At 70.7% G+C, this 16,538-nt stretch carries 16 protein-coding genes and 1 riboswitch; of the genes, 11 read left to right on the top strand and 5 right to left on the bottom strand.

The features are described 5' to 3' along the window. Nucleotides 1-80 precede the first annotated feature (80 nt). Both NCG93_RS10615 and NCG93_RS10610 read left to right on the top strand, forming a co-directional pair. On the top strand, nucleotides 81-557 hold the full coding sequence (locus tag NCG93_RS10615) for an SIP domain-containing protein (protein WP_194414035.1): 477 nt from the start codon (nucleotides 81-83) through the stop codon (nucleotides 555-557). A gap of 160 nt (nucleotides 558-717) precedes the next feature. Further along, nucleotides 718-1,275: a hypothetical protein gene (locus NCG93_RS10610; RefSeq protein ID WP_194414034.1), complete on the top strand. Its 558-nt coding sequence runs from the start codon at nucleotides 718-720 to the stop codon at nucleotides 1,273-1,275. Between the two features lie 9 nt (nucleotides 1,276-1,284). Here NCG93_RS10610 and NCG93_RS10605 read toward each other — a convergent pair whose 3' ends face one another. The 4 genes from NCG93_RS10605 to NCG93_RS10590 form a co-directional block, all read right to left on the bottom strand. Beyond that, on the bottom strand, nucleotides 1,285-1,743 hold the full coding sequence (locus NCG93_RS10605; protein ID WP_194414033.1) for a Fe-S oxidoreductase: 459 nt from the start codon (nucleotides 1,741-1,743) through the stop codon (nucleotides 1,285-1,287). Then, nucleotides 1,740-2,573, bottom strand: coding sequence for an arginase family protein (locus NCG93_RS10600; protein ID WP_194414032.1), 834 nt, complete (start codon nucleotides 2,571-2,573; stop codon nucleotides 1,740-1,742). The genes NCG93_RS10605 and NCG93_RS10600 overlap by 4 nt, the downstream gene beginning before the upstream one ends. 154 nt (nucleotides 2,574-2,727) lie before the next feature. Further along, nucleotides 2,728-3,468: a PspA/IM30 family protein gene (locus tag NCG93_RS10595; protein ID WP_194414031.1), complete on the bottom strand. Its 741-nt coding sequence runs from the start codon at nucleotides 3,466-3,468 to the stop codon at nucleotides 2,728-2,730. A 98-nt stretch (nucleotides 3,469-3,566) separates the two neighbouring features. Next, nucleotides 3,567-5,600 carry a TPM domain-containing protein gene (locus tag NCG93_RS10590; protein ID WP_194414030.1) on the bottom strand — a complete coding sequence of 678 codons (2,034 nt, stop codon included), beginning with the start codon at nucleotides 5,598-5,600 and terminating at the stop codon, nucleotides 3,567-3,569. Between the two features lie 347 nt (nucleotides 5,601-5,947). Between NCG93_RS10590 and NCG93_RS10585 the strand changes: the two genes are divergently transcribed. The 9 genes from NCG93_RS10585 (at nucleotide 5,948) to NCG93_RS10545 (ending at nucleotide 16,196) form a co-directional block, all read left to right on the top strand. Then, nucleotides 5,948-6,790: a DUF3097 family protein gene (locus tag NCG93_RS10585; RefSeq protein ID WP_194414029.1), complete on the top strand. Its 843-nt coding sequence runs from the start codon at nucleotides 5,948-5,950 to the stop codon at nucleotides 6,788-6,790. 191 nt (nucleotides 6,791-6,981) lie between these two features. Then, the gene (gene trmB, locus NCG93_RS10580) at nucleotides 6,982-7,647 is read left to right on the top strand and encodes a tRNA (guanosine(46)-N7)-methyltransferase TrmB (protein ID WP_241741952.1); all 666 of its coding nucleotides are present in this window, start codon (nucleotides 6,982-6,984) and stop codon (nucleotides 7,645-7,647) included. Continuing rightward, the gene (locus NCG93_RS10575; protein ID WP_194414027.1) at nucleotides 7,644-9,023 is read left to right on the top strand and encodes an MFS transporter; all 1,380 of its coding nucleotides are present in this window, start codon (nucleotides 7,644-7,646) and stop codon (nucleotides 9,021-9,023) included. Before trmB ends, NCG93_RS10575 begins: the two co-directional genes overlap by 4 nt. Before the next feature lie 33 nt (nucleotides 9,024-9,056). Then, nucleotides 9,057-10,022 carry a CPBP family intramembrane glutamic endopeptidase gene (locus tag NCG93_RS10570; protein WP_194414026.1) on the top strand — a complete coding sequence of 322 codons (966 nt, stop codon included), beginning with the start codon at nucleotides 9,057-9,059 and terminating at the stop codon, nucleotides 10,020-10,022. A 54-nt stretch (nucleotides 10,023-10,076) separates the two neighbouring features. Next, nucleotides 10,077-10,142, top strand: a riboswitch (guanidine-III (ykkC-III) riboswitch). A gap of 9 nt (nucleotides 10,143-10,151) precedes the next feature. Continuing rightward, entirely contained in the window at nucleotides 10,152-10,472 is a 321-nt protein-coding gene (locus tag NCG93_RS10565; RefSeq protein ID WP_194414025.1) for a DMT family transporter, read from the top strand. A gap of 549 nt (nucleotides 10,473-11,021) precedes the next feature. Continuing rightward, nucleotides 11,022-12,680 (top strand): SulP family inorganic anion transporter, encoded by a 1,659-nt coding sequence (locus NCG93_RS10560; RefSeq protein WP_194414024.1) that lies wholly within the window; start codon nucleotides 11,022-11,024, stop codon nucleotides 12,678-12,680. A gap of 38 nt (nucleotides 12,681-12,718) precedes the next feature. Next, nucleotides 12,719-14,590, top strand: coding sequence for an alkyl/aryl-sulfatase (locus NCG93_RS10555; RefSeq protein WP_194414023.1), 1,872 nt, complete (start codon nucleotides 12,719-12,721; stop codon nucleotides 14,588-14,590). A gap of 149 nt (nucleotides 14,591-14,739) precedes the next feature. Further along, nucleotides 14,740-15,210, top strand: coding sequence for a transporter substrate-binding domain-containing protein (locus NCG93_RS10550; protein ID WP_194414022.1), 471 nt, complete (start codon nucleotides 14,740-14,742; stop codon nucleotides 15,208-15,210). Further along, nucleotides 15,207-16,196, top strand: coding sequence for a cation diffusion facilitator family transporter (locus NCG93_RS10545; RefSeq protein ID WP_194414021.1), 990 nt, complete (start codon nucleotides 15,207-15,209; stop codon nucleotides 16,194-16,196). The genes NCG93_RS10550 and NCG93_RS10545 overlap by 4 nt, the downstream gene beginning before the upstream one ends. 39 nt (nucleotides 16,197-16,235) lie before the next feature. Here the strand turns inward: NCG93_RS10545 and NCG93_RS10540 are convergent, their stop codons facing one another. Then, nucleotides 16,236-16,499: a hypothetical protein gene (locus tag NCG93_RS10540; protein ID WP_194414020.1), complete on the bottom strand. Its 264-nt coding sequence runs from the start codon at nucleotides 16,497-16,499 to the stop codon at nucleotides 16,236-16,238. Between the last annotated feature and the right edge of the window lie 39 nt (nucleotides 16,500-16,538).

The raw sequence follows: 16,538 nt of genomic DNA, 5'->3' as shown, positions 1-16,538 counted from the left end.
GGAGCGGCATCCGTCTTCGTGTCTCACCATGTATCACTGAGGTAAGGCAACCCTTCATAGGTGGTTATACTGGAGGAGCCATGTCCCACACCACTCAGCCTCAGGCCGTCGCGCACAACGCGTCGGCGTGCCGTGCGTCGCGTCACACCCGCGTGCAGCATCTGATCACGGCCGACGAGTCCTCGCTGGTGGAGCTCGAAGCCGCGCTGGCGACGCTGCCGATCTGCTCGACGGGCCGGGTGTTCATCGAGATTCCGGATGCCTCGTGGCTGGCCGACATCTCCGCCCCGAGTCGCATGGTCGTGACGTGGCTCGACCGCTCGCAGCGCTCCGGCGCACCCGGCACCAGCCGCGGCTGCGCCGCCGGCGAGGCGCTGGCACGCGCCGTCATCGCGTGGGCCGACGAGATGCTGTGCACCGAGGACGATCAGACCCGCATCCACCTGCTGGGCGGCTACCTGGGCACCGCCGACATCGTCGACCACCTGGTCGAGCTGGGCATCCGCGCGGAATCCATCCACGCACCCGAGCAGTACGGTCTGACGACTTCGCGCTGACCCCGCCGCTCGTTCGGCCGCCCCGGCAGCCGCCGATATCGCGCGCCCGTGGTTCGTCCGTCGTCTCTGTACGCTCGCGGCCAGGACTCGCGTGCGTAGACGACGGACGAAACGACGCGTGAGCCCTGCAGAGGCGCGCGGAATCGGTACAGTCGTCCGCATGACGCAGACCGCCGCCGCCTCGCCCGCGCTCGCTGTCGACCCGCGCGACCTCCGCATGCCGAGGTGGGTCGTCGTCTGGCTGATCATCTCGGCGGTGATCCAGACGTACGACGCCTGCTATGTGCTGCTGGGCCCGCTCTCCCACGACGGCGGCCCGCTCGCGGGGTTCTGGCCCGGCCATGTGTTCTACGGCACTTTCGACCATCGCTACGGGCAGTTCGACGCCTTCGGGAGTGCGCAGAGCTGGGCGAACCTCATCGAGGTCGTCTTCATCGTCTGGGCGCTGCTGCACGCACGTCGCTGGTCGGGCCTGGTCGTGGCATTACTGGTCACCGTGGCGACCTTCTGGAAGACGGTGATCTACTTCCTGGTCGAGGCGTCGAGCGGCCTCGAGATGACGCGCCAGTCGCTCGAGCGGGGCGATCTCGTCGGCTTCCTCATGGTGGCCGTGCTGCCGAACCTCTTCTGGATCGTCTTCCCGCTCGCCGTCGTGATCGCCCTGGGCCGCCGGGTCTACCGTGTGGGCCGCGCGGCGTCCGCCGCGGTCATCGATTGAGGCGGCGGGTCAGGCGGTGCCCCGCGGCACGTAGTTGCCGTCGGCGAGCCCCGCTTCGATCTCGAACCGGTTGCGCAGCGGGTTGCGGCCGGCCAGCAGATACAGCAGCGGCATGAGCAGGCCGTAGCGCTGCCACTGACGCTTGTGCACGGCCTCGTGGCGCAGCAGGGCGTCACTGATGCGGCCGTCGCCGGTGAGGAAGCAGCCGCCCACGCATGAGCCGCCCCGCGGGAAGGTCCAGCGCGGCATCCCTCGGAACACCCACAGCCCTTCGCGCTTCTCGATGGGGCCGGTGCTCCAGAGCGTTCCCCAGACCCATCCCACTGCGCAGCCGTACCAGTACCCGACGCGGCTGATGGGCGAGTCCAGCAGCGCCGAGGGGATGAGCTCGTCGATGCGACGGCCGGCGACCACCGCGCGCTCGGCGGCGGCGCGCCAGCCCGGCGGGGGCGTGGGGATCGGGCTCATGCGAGCGCCCCGATCACGCGGAGGATGGGGCCGAGATCGTCCGTCGCCGCGGCGGCGGACGCGGGGGAGTAGCCCGCGAGGGATGCCCCCACCAACGGCACCCGCGCGCGCAGGCGCGTGATCGCCGCGGTCAGCTCGGCCACGGTGATGCCGAACGGCTCCGGGTGCGCGTTGCCGGCGATCTCGGCCGGATCGAGCGCGTCGATGTCGACGTGGACGTAGACGGCCTCGGCGCCGGTGGCGAGCACGGCGTCGGCGAGGGCGTCAGCGTCCCGCAGCGCCTCCACCGTGAGCGCGGTGATGCCGAACTCCTCGACGGCCGCGAGCTCTGGGTCGTCGTACGAGCGCGCGCCGCCGACCACGACCCGGTCGCCCGTGATCGCGCCGTCCAGCGACAGTCCCGGGACGCCATCGCCGATCACCGCTCGCAGCACCATGCCGGCGAACGCGCCGGACGGCGACGAGTCGGGCGAGTTGAGGTCGGGATGCGCGTCTATCCACACCACGGCGAGGCCGGGGGAGCGGCGCGCGGCGTGATCGATCGGCGCGAGGGCGATGCCGCAGTCGCCGCCGATCGTGAGGACGTGCTCGCCGGGGGCGTCGGCGTCGTGCGCCGCGAGGGCATCCGCGACCAGTCCGCGCACGCGCTGCAGGGCGCTGAGCCGATGGATGCCGGTGCCCAGCGACTCGCCGGCCTCCATGGGCACGTCCAGGACCGTCGTCGAGGAGCGCGGCAGGTCTCCCGCGATCGCCTGAGCGCCGTCGATGAGCTGCATCGCGCGCGAGGACGGGCTTCCCTGCCACTGCGGAACGACGAGGTATCGGGTCATCCCCTCATCTTCGCGCACCGCGTCGGGCCGCGGCATCCGTTGACCGGAAGCAGGGCGCATGCCGACGGCGAACACGCTGCATGCCGACGGCGACGCGGGACGGCGAAGGGCGCCGGATCCTCACGGACCCGGCGCCCTCCTCACCCCGAAGGGGTCAGTTCTCGATCGCGGCCTGCACCGGCGCGCCGCCGGTCTTCAGCGCGGCCAGGCGAGCCTCGACCTCGGTCAGCTCGCCGACGTCCTCGAGGGCATTGAACTGGGCGTCGAGGCTCGACGCGGCGAGCTCCTGCTTGCCGGCGGCCAGTGCCTCCTGGCGGCGCACCTTGTCTTCGAACCGGCCGAGCTCGCTCGTCGGGTCGAGCACGTCGATCGACTTGACGGCGTCGTGCACCTTGTTCTGGGCCTCGGCGGTCTTGGCGCGCGCGAGCAGTTCGGAGCGCTTGGACCGCAGCTGCTCCAGCTTCTGCTTCATGCCGTTGAGGCCCTCTTTGAGCTTCTCGACGACCTCGTTCTGCGTCGCGATGGTCGGCGCGATCGCCCGCGCCTCGTTCTCCTCGCTGATCTGGCGCTGCAGCGCGATCTTGGCGAGGTTGTCGAACTTGTCGGCGTCCGTGGTGTTCCCGGCCTTGCGCAGCTCGTCGGCCTTGCGGCTGGCGGCGAGAGCCTTGTTGCCCCACTCGGTGGCCGCCTGGATGTCCTCCTGGTGGTCGCGCTCGAGCAGGCGCAGGTTGCCGATCGTCTCGGCGATGGCCGATTCGGCGTCGGCGATCGAGTTCGTGTAATCGCGCACGAGCTGGTCGAGCATCTTCTGCGGGTCCTCTGCGGAGTCGAGGAGTGCGTTGATGTTCGCCTTCATGAGGGTCGAGATGCGACCGAAGATGGACTGCTTCGCCATCGGATTTCCTTCCTATCGGACTTCAGTTCTGGGTCGGTGAGTCAGGTCTGGGGATGGATGCTGCGCGCGAGCTCCACGGGCGGCTCCGCGTGGAGGGGTCAGAAGCGGCCACCTCCTCGGCGGGCGCGGGTGCCGCCGCCTCCGAAGCTACCGGGTCGCATGCCGCCGGACGACCGACCGCCGCCTCCGCCGAGCATGCCGCCGAGGCCGCCGAGCCCGCCACCTGAGGAGCGTCCGCCGCTCAGCACCGAATTGAGCACGATGCCGCCGAGGACGGCGCCGAGCATCCCGCCGCCGGACTGGCCTCCCTGCGACCCGCCGCCGAACATGCCGCCCATTCCACCGCCGTCGAACGCGCCGACGTCGTCCTGTGCCAGTTGGATCGCCTGTCCCGCGAGCTGATCGGCGCGCTGCGCCTGCTGCATCGCCTGCTGCGGGTCGCTCGCCTGCAGCGCCTGAGCACGGGCCAGCGACGCGCCCGCCTCCGCCAAGCGCGTGCGGGCCTGCGCTCCGACGGCCCCGCGGCGCGCCATGATGTAGTCCTCCGCGGCCGACACCTGCGCCTGCGCCTGCATCATGACCTGGCCGACCATCTGGCGTGCGCGCTCGGCCTGGGCTGCGGCATCCCGCACGCCCTGCAGGAGGGAGTCGATCTGCGCATTGGCCGCCTCGAGGCTCTGCAGTGCGGCCAGCGGGCGGCGAGCCGGGCCTGTCAGCTGCGTGCGCGCCGCGTCGAGCTGCTGTCGCGTGGCCGCGATGACGCTCGCGATCCGCCCGTCCGCATCGGGCAGCGCGGATGCGGCAGCGATGTCGCTCTCGAGCTCGGTGACCAGGGCGGCGGCGTTGCGTTCGCCGGCGGCGAGGTCGGTCGCGAGCTTCTCGATCGCGTCCTCGAGCAGCTTCGCCTGGCCCACAGACTCTTCCGCGGCCCGGATGCCGACCGCGGCCTCGCCGCCGTGGCCCGCGCCGATGGCGGTCTGCGCGGCGGCGAGCTGCTCATCGGCGAACGCCAGACGCTGGCGCGCCTGCGCCGGGTTGTCGGCGACGGTCGCGAGCGCCTCGGGGGCGTAGGCAGTCTGCAGCTCCTGCAGTCGCGCGGTCGCCTGGTCGAGGGCCGCGGCGGCCTTCGCCCGCTCGTCCTGCAGCCGGGCGAGCGCCTCCGGGGCGTTCTGCTCGAGCTTGCGCAGCTCATCGAACGCGGCCGCCTTCTCATCGAGCAGCGCGTTCGCGGCCTCGCAGAGGGCGATGATGCGCTCGTTCCAGGCGCGGACGTCGGCCTCCGAGTCGGGTTCGGCGTCGTCGAGTCGCTGCTTGAGCCCGAACGCCTCATCGAGGCTCTGCTGTGCGGTCGTCAGCGCCGCCTCGAACTCTGTGGTCGCGGCATCCCCGAACTGCGCCTTGGCGAAGCCCAGCTCCTGCGAACTGGTCTTGAGCGCATCGTCCGTCTCGACGAGGAGCGACGACGCGCGTCGTTCGAGGTCTTCGATGCTCGGCTGCGGCGGACCGCTCGGTCCGCCCGGCACCGCCGCGCGGGTGCGCCGACGACGCAGGAACATCACGAGCAGCACGATGCCGACGCCCACGGCGACGATGACCAGGAGCCACGTGAACCACGACCCCCCGGATGAGCCCGAGTCCACGGCGCCGGATCCGCCGCCGACGGCATCGGTCAGGCCGTCCGCCGCGGCGTCGACAGCGCCCAGCCAGTCGTCCTGCGCGAGCGCGGGCTGGATCTGCTGCTGCTCGATCGTGGCGAGCTGGTCCTGGGTGAGGGGACCGGCGGAGTCGCCGGAGAGGTAGAACTGCCGCCCGTCGGTGGCGACGGCGAGCAGGTACTGCGTGGGGCCGAGCCCGTTGTCCTCGGCGGTCTGGTTGGCCCAGTCGGCCGAGTTCGAGGGGTCGCTGAACTCGTCGACATAGACGACCCAGAGGTCGACGTCCGTCTCGGACGAGAGCTGCTCGAGACGAGCCTCTGCTTCGGCTTCCTCGCTCGACGAGAGCACGCCGGAGTCGTCCAGGATGTGGTTCGAGCCGAGCGACACCGGGGGAGTCGCCAGTGCGGCCGTGCCGCCGATCGCCGTGACCGCGACCACCGCAGCGGACGCCAGCGCTGCAGCCCATCGCAGTCGCATCGATCCCCCCTCTGGGATTCGGGATACCCCTCCGGCGAGTCTATTCAGCCGCGGGGATACGACGATAGCCCACGGCCCCGGCCGTGCATGTGTGTTCGCCGAGAACGTATCCATGCTCCCGCCACCGCGCCCCCTACCGCGCCCCTCTCCACCCACCATTGCCCCGGTTGACTTGGCGTACATGTACGCCCAGCGCGGCGCGCCGCGTACATCTGAGGCAAGTCAACAGAGGGGGGCGGAGCCACATCCGCAGAGGGAAGGGCGGGTGCGCCGGCCGGCGGTGCGGTGCGGGTCGCTGCGCGGCGTCGGGGTGGCGAACGGGTAGCCTGCCCATCCGGAGGAGAACGATGGACGATCGCTACGGCGCCGACGTGCTGGCCACGGGGTGGAAGGGCCACGGGGTTCGCGAGGTGCCGCGGGTCGCGGCATCCCGCGATCTGGTCGTCGAGGTGGCCGACGACGGGTTCTGCGGGGCCGTCGTCGCCGTCTCGGGCGGGCTGGTCGAGCTCGAGGACCGCACCGGTCGCCGCCGGCTCTTCCCGCTCGGGCCGGGCTTCCTCATCGAGGGCAGGGATGTCGTGCTCGGGCCGCCCGTCGCAGCGCCGGCTCGCACCGGCCCGCAGCGGACGGCGTCGGGCTCGTTCGCCGCCGCCGACGCCCGCGCGCGCACCGCACGGGCGAGCCGCATCCTCGTCGAGGGCCGGCACGATGCCGAACTCGTGGAGCGGGTATGGGGCGACGACCTGCGCGCCGAGGGCGTCGTCGTCGAGTACCTGCAGGGCATCGATCTGCTGGATGCCGCGCTCGACGAGGAGCCGCCGACCGCCGAGCGTCGCTACGGCGTGCTCGTCGACCACCTCGTGCCCGGATCCAAGGAGTCGCGCATCGCCGACACGATCGCGCGCGGACGCCACGGCGCTCACGTGCTCATCGTGGGGCACCCCTGGATCGACGTCTGGCAGTGCGTGACGCCGCGCGCCATGGGCATCGAGCGCTGGCCGGAGGTGCCGCGCGGCACCGAGTTCAAGGTCGGCGTATGCCGCGCGCTCGGCTGGCCGGCGCGCGACCAGGCCGACATCGCGCGGGCGTGGCAGCGCATCCTGTCGTCGGTGAAGAGCTACCGCGACCTGGAGCCGGCGTTCCTGGGCCGGGTCGAGGAGCTGATCGACTTCGTCACGGTGCCGCAGTAGCGGCATCGCGCATCGGTTTCCGAACGCGGCAGTCTCCGGCGGCCGCGGCGTCGCCAACCGCCGCGCTCGTAGGAATCTGCAGCGTCCGGTGCGCTCGGTAGCCTGGACGAGTGACCGATGCCGCCCCGCCGAACCCTGAGACCCGCACCTTCCGTGAGAAGCCGGTGTCGTTCGTGCGCCGGAGCGGACGGATGTCGGAGGCCCAGGATCGCGCCTGGATCGAGCTCGCCCCGCAGTACGTGATCGAGGCGCCGCGCGATCTCGCCGCCACCAGCATCCTGCCGGGGTCGTCGATCGACCCGGTGGCGGTGTGGGGGCGGGAGGCACCACTCGTCGTCGAGATCGGCTCGGGGCAGGGCCACGCGATCGTGCATGCCGCCACTTCCCACCCCGACACCGACTTCCTGGCCATCGAGGTCTTCCGGGCTGGACTCGCCCGCACCATGCTGGACGCCGACCGCGCCGGAGCACGCAACCTGCGTCTGGTCGAGGCGAACGCGCCGGAGGTGCTGCAGCACCTGCTGCCGCCGGCATCCGTCGACGAGCTGTGGGTGTTCTTCCCCGACCCGTGGCACAAGAAGAAGCACACCAAGCGGCGTCTCGTCGCGGACGGGTTCGCGGCGATCGCGGCCGGCGTGCTGAAGGACGGCGGCGTGCTGCGCCTGGCGACGGACTGGGAGGACTACGCGCTGCAGATGCGCGTCGTCCTGGGCGCGGCGCCGGAGTTCGCACCGGCGTTCGAGGGGGAGTGGGCGCCCCGCTTCGAGGGCCGGGTGCTCACCGCGTTCGAGCGCAAGGGCGCACGCGTGGGACGCGACATCCGCGATCTGTCGTACCGGCGCGTCGCGAGGTCATGAGCTCAGGTCCGCGGCCTGCCGCCGCGCCCGATCCCACGCCCGATCCCGTTCCCGCCGCCGCGCCCGGCGGCGACGTTTCGCTCGGTGCCGGCACCGGCGCAGGGCCCGCCCGCCGCGACCGGTGGCGTTTCCTCCGTCCGCTGGCGCACCGTGACTTCCGCATGCTGTTCGGCGCGGTCGTGCTGTCGATCTTCGGCGCCGGCATGTGGGCCGTGGTCATGGTGTACACGGTCATCGGCGCCGGCGGTGGGCCGCTCGATCTCTCGGTGGTCGCCGCCTCCAACGCGGTCGGACTGCTCGCGTGCGCCATCCCGGGCGGCATCGCGGCCGACCGCATTCCGCGCCGGCTGATCCTGCGCGTCGTCGAACTGCTCAACCTGCTGGCGATCTCATCGGTGGCCATCGCGGGGGCGCTCGGCGCGGTGACGATCCCGCACCTCGCGATCGCCGCCTTCGTGCTCGGGGCGGGCGCCGGATTCTTCTTCCCGGCGTACAGCGCGATCCTGCCCCGCATCCTGCCGCCCGCGCAGCTGCTCGCGGCCAACGGCCTCGAGGGTGCGATCCGACCCGCCCTGCAGCAGGCCGCCGGCCCCGCCGCAGCGGGCGTGCTCGTCGCAGCCGTGATCGCGCCGGCGCACGCCGCATGGGGCGTCGTGGCGGCGCACGCGCTGGCGCTGCTGCTGCTGATGTTCGTGCGTCCCGAGCCGCCGACGACGGACTCCGAGCAGCGGGACGCGCCCGAGGGCGTGCGCGGTGTGCTGCACGATCTGCGTGAGGCTGTCCAGTTCACCGTCCGCACGCCGTGGCTGCTGTGGACACTGCTGTTCGCAACGGGGTGGGCGCTGGTGTTCATCGGCCCGGAGGAGGTGCTGCTGCCGTTCGTCACCCGCGAGCGCGTGGGAGAGGATCCGCGGCTGTTCGGCTTCCTGCTCGCGATCTACGGCGTCGGCGGCGTGCTGGGCTCGATCGTCGTCTCGTCGCTGAAGCTGCCGCGCCGGTATCTGACGGTGATGATCGGCGTCTGGGGCGTGGGCTCCCTGCCGTTCGCCGTCGTCGGGATCACCCATCAGTACTGGCTGATGGCGCTGTGCCTGTTCGTCGTCGGCTTCGCATTCAGTTACGGGCAGGTGATCTGGGGGACGCTGCTGCAGCGCCGCGTGCCCCGGCGCATGCTCGGGCGCATCTCGAGCCTCGACTTCTTCGTGTCGCTCGCGCTCATGCCGCTGTCGATGGCTCTGGCGGGCCCGCTCGCCGAAGTGGTGCCCATCGAGGCGATCTTCCTCGCCGCAGGTGTGATCCCGCTCGTGCTCGGCGTGCTGGCCTACCTGGTGGCCGGGATGGCGAAGGATGAGATCGCGCACCCGCTCGATCACTGACCCCCCGTCCGCCCCGTCTCCGGAGCCGCCCGCATGCCCGCACACCCTGACGCCCCACCCGCGCCGGTCGTCGCCGCCTGGTCGTGGGACGTGGTCCCCGCGCTCCTGGTGTGCCTGGCCGCGCCGGCCTTCTTCGTCGTGCGGGTGCCGTGGCTCGGCTGGGCGCTGCTGGCAGCGGGGCTGGCGGTCGCGGTGCTGATCGCGCGCGCGGATGCCGGCGAGGACGGCCGTGCCTCGGTCTCCGGTCGCGCGGATCCGGGTCGAGAAATCGCCGACCGCGCCGTCTCCGGATCCGGCACGGCCACGACCGCCGGCATCCGTTCCCCGTCGCTCCTGCGCGACCTGTCTCTCATCGCCGTGGGGCTGCTCATCGTGAGCGCCATCCCGCTGAAGGCAGAGCTCGACAACCTCGCGATCCTGCGGTTCGCCCTCGCGCTCGGCGGCGCGGTGGCGGTGCCCTATGCGATCTCGCGCTGGGTGTATCGCGACGGGGTGGGAGGGCGAGGCGCGATCCGCTTCCCGTGGCGGGGCGGCGGGCGCTGGACCCGGTTCCAATGGACGTGGCTTGTCGCGGTGCTGCTGCTCGGGTGGCTGATCCTGCCGTTCTACTTCATCACCTCGGGCGTCTACCTCAACTGGCCCGTCGTCGACACACCCGAGCTGATCGCCCGCCTCTTCGTCGGCGTCGGCGCGGTGGGGATCTGGGACGAGCTGTTCTTCATCTGCACGTGCCTGGCGCTGCTGCGCCGGCACTTCCCGTTCTGGCAGGCCAACGTGCTGCAGTCGGTGGTGTTCGTCTCGTTCCTCTGGGAGCTCGGCTATCAGGCCTGGGGGCCGCTCCTGACGATCCCGTTCGCCCTGCTGCAGGGCTTCATCTTCATGAGGACGCGTTCACTCGCCTACGTCGTGACGGTGCATCTGCTCTTCGACGCCGTGGTGTTCCTGGTGCTCGTCCACGCGCACAACCCCGGACTGCTGGATCGGCTCTTCCTCGTGTGACCGCCGGCTGTGGCCGCTGCCCAGGCCGTGCCCAGCGGCGGTCGGTAAGGTGGTGCGCGGATCCTCGACCGGATCCCCGGACGACGGATCAGTACCCGGTGAGCGACAAGACTGGCCAGGAGCATCGTCATGTCGTGGATCGTCCTGATCGTGTCCGGAGTACTCGAGGCCGTCTGGGCCACCGCCCTCGGCAAGAGCGAGGGCTTCACCAAGCTGTGGCCGACCGTCGTCTTCGCGGTCTCTCTCGCGCTGAGCATGGGTGGTCTCGCCTGGGCCATGCGCGACATCTCCACCGGCACCGCATACGCGGTCTGGGTCGGGATCGGCGCATCGCTGACAGTCGCGTACGCCATGATCACGGGCGACGAGGCGTTCTCGATCGTCAGGATGCTGCTGATCCTCGGCCTCGTGGGCTGCGTCGTCGGCCTCAAGCTGGTCGGCCACGACTGAGGCCGCGCACCCCGTGATGAGAACCGGACGGGATGCCGCGGCATCCGTCGCCCGCCGTCTCACTCTCAACCTGACGTCGAGGTGACTTCCGGATGAACTCTTGACGCGGGGCGCACGGGGGAGCACATTCGGTGGTGCGAAGAGAATACGGAGACGAGGAACCCGAAAGGGAACCGGACACGGAAACCACACTTCGCACTGACGATCCCCCCGGCGCTTCGGCACCGAGGGGATCATCGCTGTCTGCCGGGCGTCGCCGGGGCTCGTCCACGAAGCCGGAGCCCCGGCGAGGCTGGCCCGGCGACGGCGGCCCCGCTCGTATCCCGACAGGGTCGAATCCACCACGTTCCTGAACACCGGCGCCGCTCTCGGCGTGCCCTCGGCGGTGGTGGCGGGGCTGACGGCGAGCCTGGCGGAGTGGGGGTGGACGGCGACCGTCACGAGGGAACCCGGGGGACCGCGCCTCGTGCCGGGCGATCGGGTGGGAAGCGCGGACGCCGTGCCAAGGTGGACACGACCGTTTCCGCCCCACGCCTCCCAGGAGCCGGCATGCAACGACCTCTCGCGGGACTGACCCCGCGCAATCTCGTCACCGAGCTCACCGCGGGGGTCACACTGCTCGCTATCGCGATCCCGCTGAACATCGGGTACGCGCAGATCGCCGGCCTTCCGCCGACGGCAGGGCTGTACGCGCTCATCGTCCCGACCGTCATCTACGCCCTGCTCGTGTCGTCCCGGCAGCTCGTGGTGTCGCCCGATGCCGCAGCCGCAGCACTGGTGGCCTCGTCGATCGGCGGGCTCGCGGCCGCAGGCAGCGCCGGCTATGCGACCCTGGCGCTTGCGCAGGCGATCATCAGCGGCATCCTGTTCCTGCTCATGGCGGTGTTCAAGCTCGGCTTCCTCGCCAGCTTCCTCTCGAAGCCGATCCTCGTCGGGTTCGTGGGCGGTCTGGCGCTCGACATCCTGGTGAGCCAGATCGCCAAGATGCTCGGGGTCAAGATCGATTCCGGCGGCGAGTTCCTCGACAAGGTGTCGGGCCTCGTGCTCGGACTGAACACCTTCAACGCGTGGTCGCTCGCGGTGGCGGCCGTCTCGGTGGCGGTGCTGCTGCTCGGACGGCGGTTCCTGCCGAAGATCCCGTGGGCGCTCGTGGTGCTGATCGTCTCGACCATCGTGGTCGTGTGGGCCGATCTCGCCGACGAGGGCGTCGATGTGCTCGGCGAGGTGCCCGCGGGTCCGCCGACCTTCACGTGGCCGGTCCTCGACTGGACGATGTGGCTGGCGCTGGTGCCGTCCGCGATCACGCTCACCCTCGTGACGACCGCCGAAGGGCTGCTCGTCTCGCGCTCCTACGCCGAGAAGAACGGCTATCCGTTCCACGCGAACCGAGACCTGTTCGCCTTCGGCCTCGGCAACATCGCCGCCGGTGCGCAGGGCAGCTTCGCGATGGGCTCGTCGACGTCGCGCACGGCCGCGATGGATCAGGCAGGCTCGCGCACCCAGCTGCCCTCGCTCGTCCTCGCCGTGGGGACGCTGCTCCTCCTGCTGTTCGGCACCGCCCTGCTCGCCGACATCCCGTCGCCCGCCATCGGCGCCGTCGTCGGCGTCGCGATCCTGCCGCTTCTCGGCATCCGCGAGTTCGGCCAGCTGTGGCGCCAGGACCGGTTCGAGTTCGCCGTCGCCGCCACGTGCTTCCTGGTGACCCTGTTCGTGGGCGCCATCCCCGGCATCCTGGTCGCCTTCGTCCTCGCCCTGATCAACCTCGCCAAACGCGCCGCGAACCCGGCCATCGATGTGCTCGAGGCGGACGACGATGCCAAGCAGTCGCTGCTGGAGGGCGCCCCCACCGGCGCCACGACCGCACCGGGCCTCGTCGTGGTGCGGATGGCAGCCCCGCTGTTCTTCGCCAACGGCGCCGTGTTCACCGAGGCGGTCAAGCGCGCCGTCACCGGCGCCGACCAGCCCGTGCGCCACGTCGTGATCGACATGGAGGCCGTCAGCGACATCGACGTGACGGGCGCCGAGGCGTTCGAATCCCTCGAGCAGTGGCTCCACGACCACGACGTGACGCTCTCCTTCAGCCGCGTCCGGCCGCCCACCAGAGCACGTCTGGAGGAGCTCGGACTCTTGTCGGGTCAAGCGTTCTTCGCCACCAACCGCGCCGCGGTGGCGGCGCTTGCCGATCGCGGTGGCGTTTCGAAAGACTGAGGAGCCGGCCATCCGGCCGGCAGGAAAGGGAGAAGCACATGCAGCAGCGCGAACCGGCGGCATCGATCAGGCAGGCCCAGGCGAAGGCCCTCGCGTCCCTGCCGTTCGACGACGTGGACGACTTCGCCGCGGTGGAGCGCGGGTTCCTCGGCACGCTCGACGACCCGAAGATCCGCAACGACAAGGGAGACGTGGTGTGGGATGCCTCCACCTACGACTTCGTGCACGGCGACGCTCCCGACTCCGTCCACCCGAGTCTCTGGCGGCAGTCGAAGCTCGTCGCCAAGCACGGCCTCTTCGAGGTCGTTCCGGGCATCTATCAGCTGCGTGGACTCGACCTCTCGGTGATGTCCGTCATCGAGGGCGACACCGGCGTCATCGTCGTGGACCCGCTGATCTCGGTCGAGACCGCGGCGGCCGCGATGGCGCTGTACCGCCGGCATCGCGGTGACCGGCCCATCCACGCCGTGATCCACTCGCACAGCCACATCGACCACTTCGGTGGCGTGCTCGGCATCGTCAGCCAGGACGACGTCGACGCCGGCAAGGTCCAGATCGTGGTGCCCGAGGGATTCCTCGAGCACTCGGTGGCCGAGAACGTGTATGCGGGCACGGCGATGGGGCGCCGCGCCGGGTACATGTACGGCGCAGCGCTCGACCGGGGGCCTCGCGGCCAGGTGGGCGCCGGACTCGGGCAGACGACCTCGACCGGCAACCCGACGATCCTGCCGCCGACGCTGGAGGTCAAGACAACGGGCGAGACGCACACGATCGACGGCGTGGAGTTCGAGTTCCAGATGGCGCCCGGCACCGAGGCGCCGTCGGAGATGCATTTCTATCTGCCGCGCTACCGGGCGCTGTGCATGGCGGAGAATGCCACCCACACCCTCCACAACCTGCTGACGCTCCGCGGTGCCGTTGTTCGGGACCCGCACATCTGGTCGCAGTACCTCACCGAGGCGATCGAGCGCTACGGCGATGAGGCGGAGGTGGTGTTCGCGTCGCACCACTGGCCGACCTGGGGCAACGACGCCGTGAACGGGTTCCTCGCGATCCAGCGCGACCTGTACGGCTACCTCCACGACCAGACGCTGCGTCTGCTCAACCAGGGCTACAACGGCGCCGAGATCGCCGAGTTGATCCAGCTGCCGCCGGCGCTCGAGGCATCCTGGAGCACCCACGGCTACTACGGCTCGGTGAGCCATAACGTCAAGGCGATCTACCAGCGCTACATGGGCTGGTTCGACGGCAACCCTGCGCGGCTGTGGCCGCACCCGCCCGAGGCGCTGGCGGAGCGCTACGTCGAGGCGATCGGCGGAGTCGACCGAGTGGTGGAGCTCGCTCAGACGGCGTTCGACGCCGGCGACTTCCGGTGGGCGGCGACGCTGCTCGATCACGCCGTGTTCGCCGACGCCGACCACGCCGCGGCGCGCGGACTGTACGCCGACACGCTCGAACAGCTCGCCTACGGCGCCGAGAACGGCACGTGGCGCAACTTCTACCTCTCAGGCGCCACGGAGCTGCGCGAGGGCAACTTCGGCACCCCGACGGTGACAGCGGCGCCGCTCATCATCGCCCAGCTCACGCCGGAGCAGCTCCTCGACGCTCTCGCCATCCGCGTCAACGGCCCGAAGGCATGGGATCTCGACCTCGCGGTGGACCTGACGCTCACCGACCTCGGCCGCAGCTTCCACCTGACGCTGCGCAACGGGGTGCTGATCTACGTCGAGCGCGATCCCGATCCCGCCACGCCGCTGCAGCTCAGCCTGTCGAAGGCGCGCCTGATCCAGATGGCGGGCGGTGACACCCAGAGCGCGGGCATCGAGATTCGCGGCGAGGCGGGCGTCCTGCAGCAGATCCTCGGCGTGCTCGACGAGGCCGATCCGAACTTCGAGATCGTCCTGCCCTAGCGGCGTGCAGCCGAGAGCCGGCATCGCTTCGGCGATGCCGGCTCTCCGCGTTCCTGCCGGTGCGTGTACGGCCCTCGGGCGTCGTACCAGGCCTGTCAGAGAGGGTCAAGGCGCTCCCCGCGGGTGGAGTGGTCGGCAAGACTCGAAGCATGGATCGGTGGCGACGCGCGTGTCTCGTGCCCCTGCTGGCGATTGCGCTCTGCCTCGCGGGCTGCGGGCTCACCGTGCCGAGCGACCCGCAGGGCACGCTCGACCACGTGCGCGGGGGAGTGCTCCACGCGGGCGCGTCGGCCTCCGGTGAACTCGTCACCGTCGACGGCTCGGAGGTCGGCGGGTCCCTGGCCGAGCTCGTCGAGGGTCTCGCCGAGTCGCTCGATGCCGAGGTCGAGTGGACGGTCGGCAGCGAGGAGGACCTCGTCGACGATCTGGAGACCGGGGACATCGATCTCGCGATCGGCGGGATGACCGACGCGACGCCGTGGTCCGCCCGTGTGGCGGTGACGCGGGCCTACTACACCATTCCCGGTGCACGCGGTCCGGTCGTGCTGCTGCTCCCGCTGGGGGAGAACGCGTGGCAGGCCGCCATAGAGGGCTACCTCGATGAGGAGGCCGCGCCATGAAGTCCATGGGACGCACCGACCTGCCCCCGGAGCAGCAGAACGCGCTCCGCAGCGCGATCCGGTGGGAATGGTTCACCATCGCCTACACGGCCGTGACGATCGGCGTGATCGCGCTCGTGGTCGGCGGCTCCCAGGCGATGAAGACCGCGTGGATCGAGGACATGCTCTCGCTGATCCCGCAGATCTCCTTCCTCGTGGCGCTCCTCTTCATCCGGCGTCGCCCGACGCGCGCCTTCCCCTTCGGCCTGCACCGCGTGATGGGCGTCGGGCATCTGGTGGCCGGTGTCGCCCTGCTCGCGGTCGGCGGCGACCTCGCGTACGAGGCGATCAGCGGCCTCGTGGCCGGCGAGCACCCCTCCATCGGCACGGTGTACATCTTCGGTCAGACCATCTGGCTCGGCTGGTTCATGGTCGCTGTGATGAGCGTGATCGTGATCGGCCCATTCTTCTACGGGAATGCGAAAGCCAAGCTCGCCCCGAAGCTGCACAACAAAGTGCTGTATGCGGATGCCGACATGGCCAAGGCCGACTGGACCTCCACGGTGGCCTCGATCGTGGGGGTGCTGGGCGTCGGCATCGGCCTCTGGTGGCTGGACGGCGCGGCGGCGCTGTTCATCTCGCTCGGCATCCTCTGGGACGGCTGGCGCAACTCGCGCGCGGCGGTGCGCGATCTCATCGATCAGCGCGCACGCACTGAGGACGACGCCCGACCGCACCCTCTCATCGCGCGCATCGCGAACCGGGTGGAGGAGTTCTCATGGGTGCGCGAGAGCGCCGTGCGCATGCGCGACATGGGTCAGGTGTTCCACGTGGAGGTCTTCGTCGTGCCGACCCGCGACGACGTGCGCCTGGACGACATCGAAGACGTCCGCTCCACTGTCGCGCGGCTCGACTGGAAGGTGCAGGACGTGGTGGTCATCGTGACGGCCAGCCTTCCTGACGAAGCCGAGCCGGCCACGCGCCGGGAGTCGCATCGCGAGGCCTGAAGCGCCCTCCGGAGGCGCCGGCGTCGGCGTACGGCTCAATCAGTCGCTCACCTGCGCGATGCCCTCCGACCAGTTCTGGTCCGGCGCGGTTCCGGGCTCCTCGTCGGGCACCGGCACCACCGTCAGCGCAACCCCCGGCGTCAGCAGCAGATGGGCAGCGCGCATCTCTCCTTCGCCGTCGTTGACCTCCAGCCAGTAGACGCCGGCGTCGAGTCCCGCCTCGATCTCCGCTCGGAGATCCTCGAGACGGCGCCCTCCGACGCTGTAATGGTCCCCGCCGTAGTAGATGTCGATCCGCTTCATGAGCGCTCCCGTCCGCGGGTTACACCGTCGCACCGTGTG

The sequence above is a fragment of the Microbacterium yannicii genome, from assembly GCF_024055635.1.
GTDB lineage: Bacteria > Actinomycetota > Actinomycetes > Actinomycetales > Microbacteriaceae > Microbacterium > Microbacterium yannicii.
The sequence above is the reverse complement of the archived record's forward strand: the minus strand, read 5'-3'. Positions and strand labels throughout refer to the sequence as shown.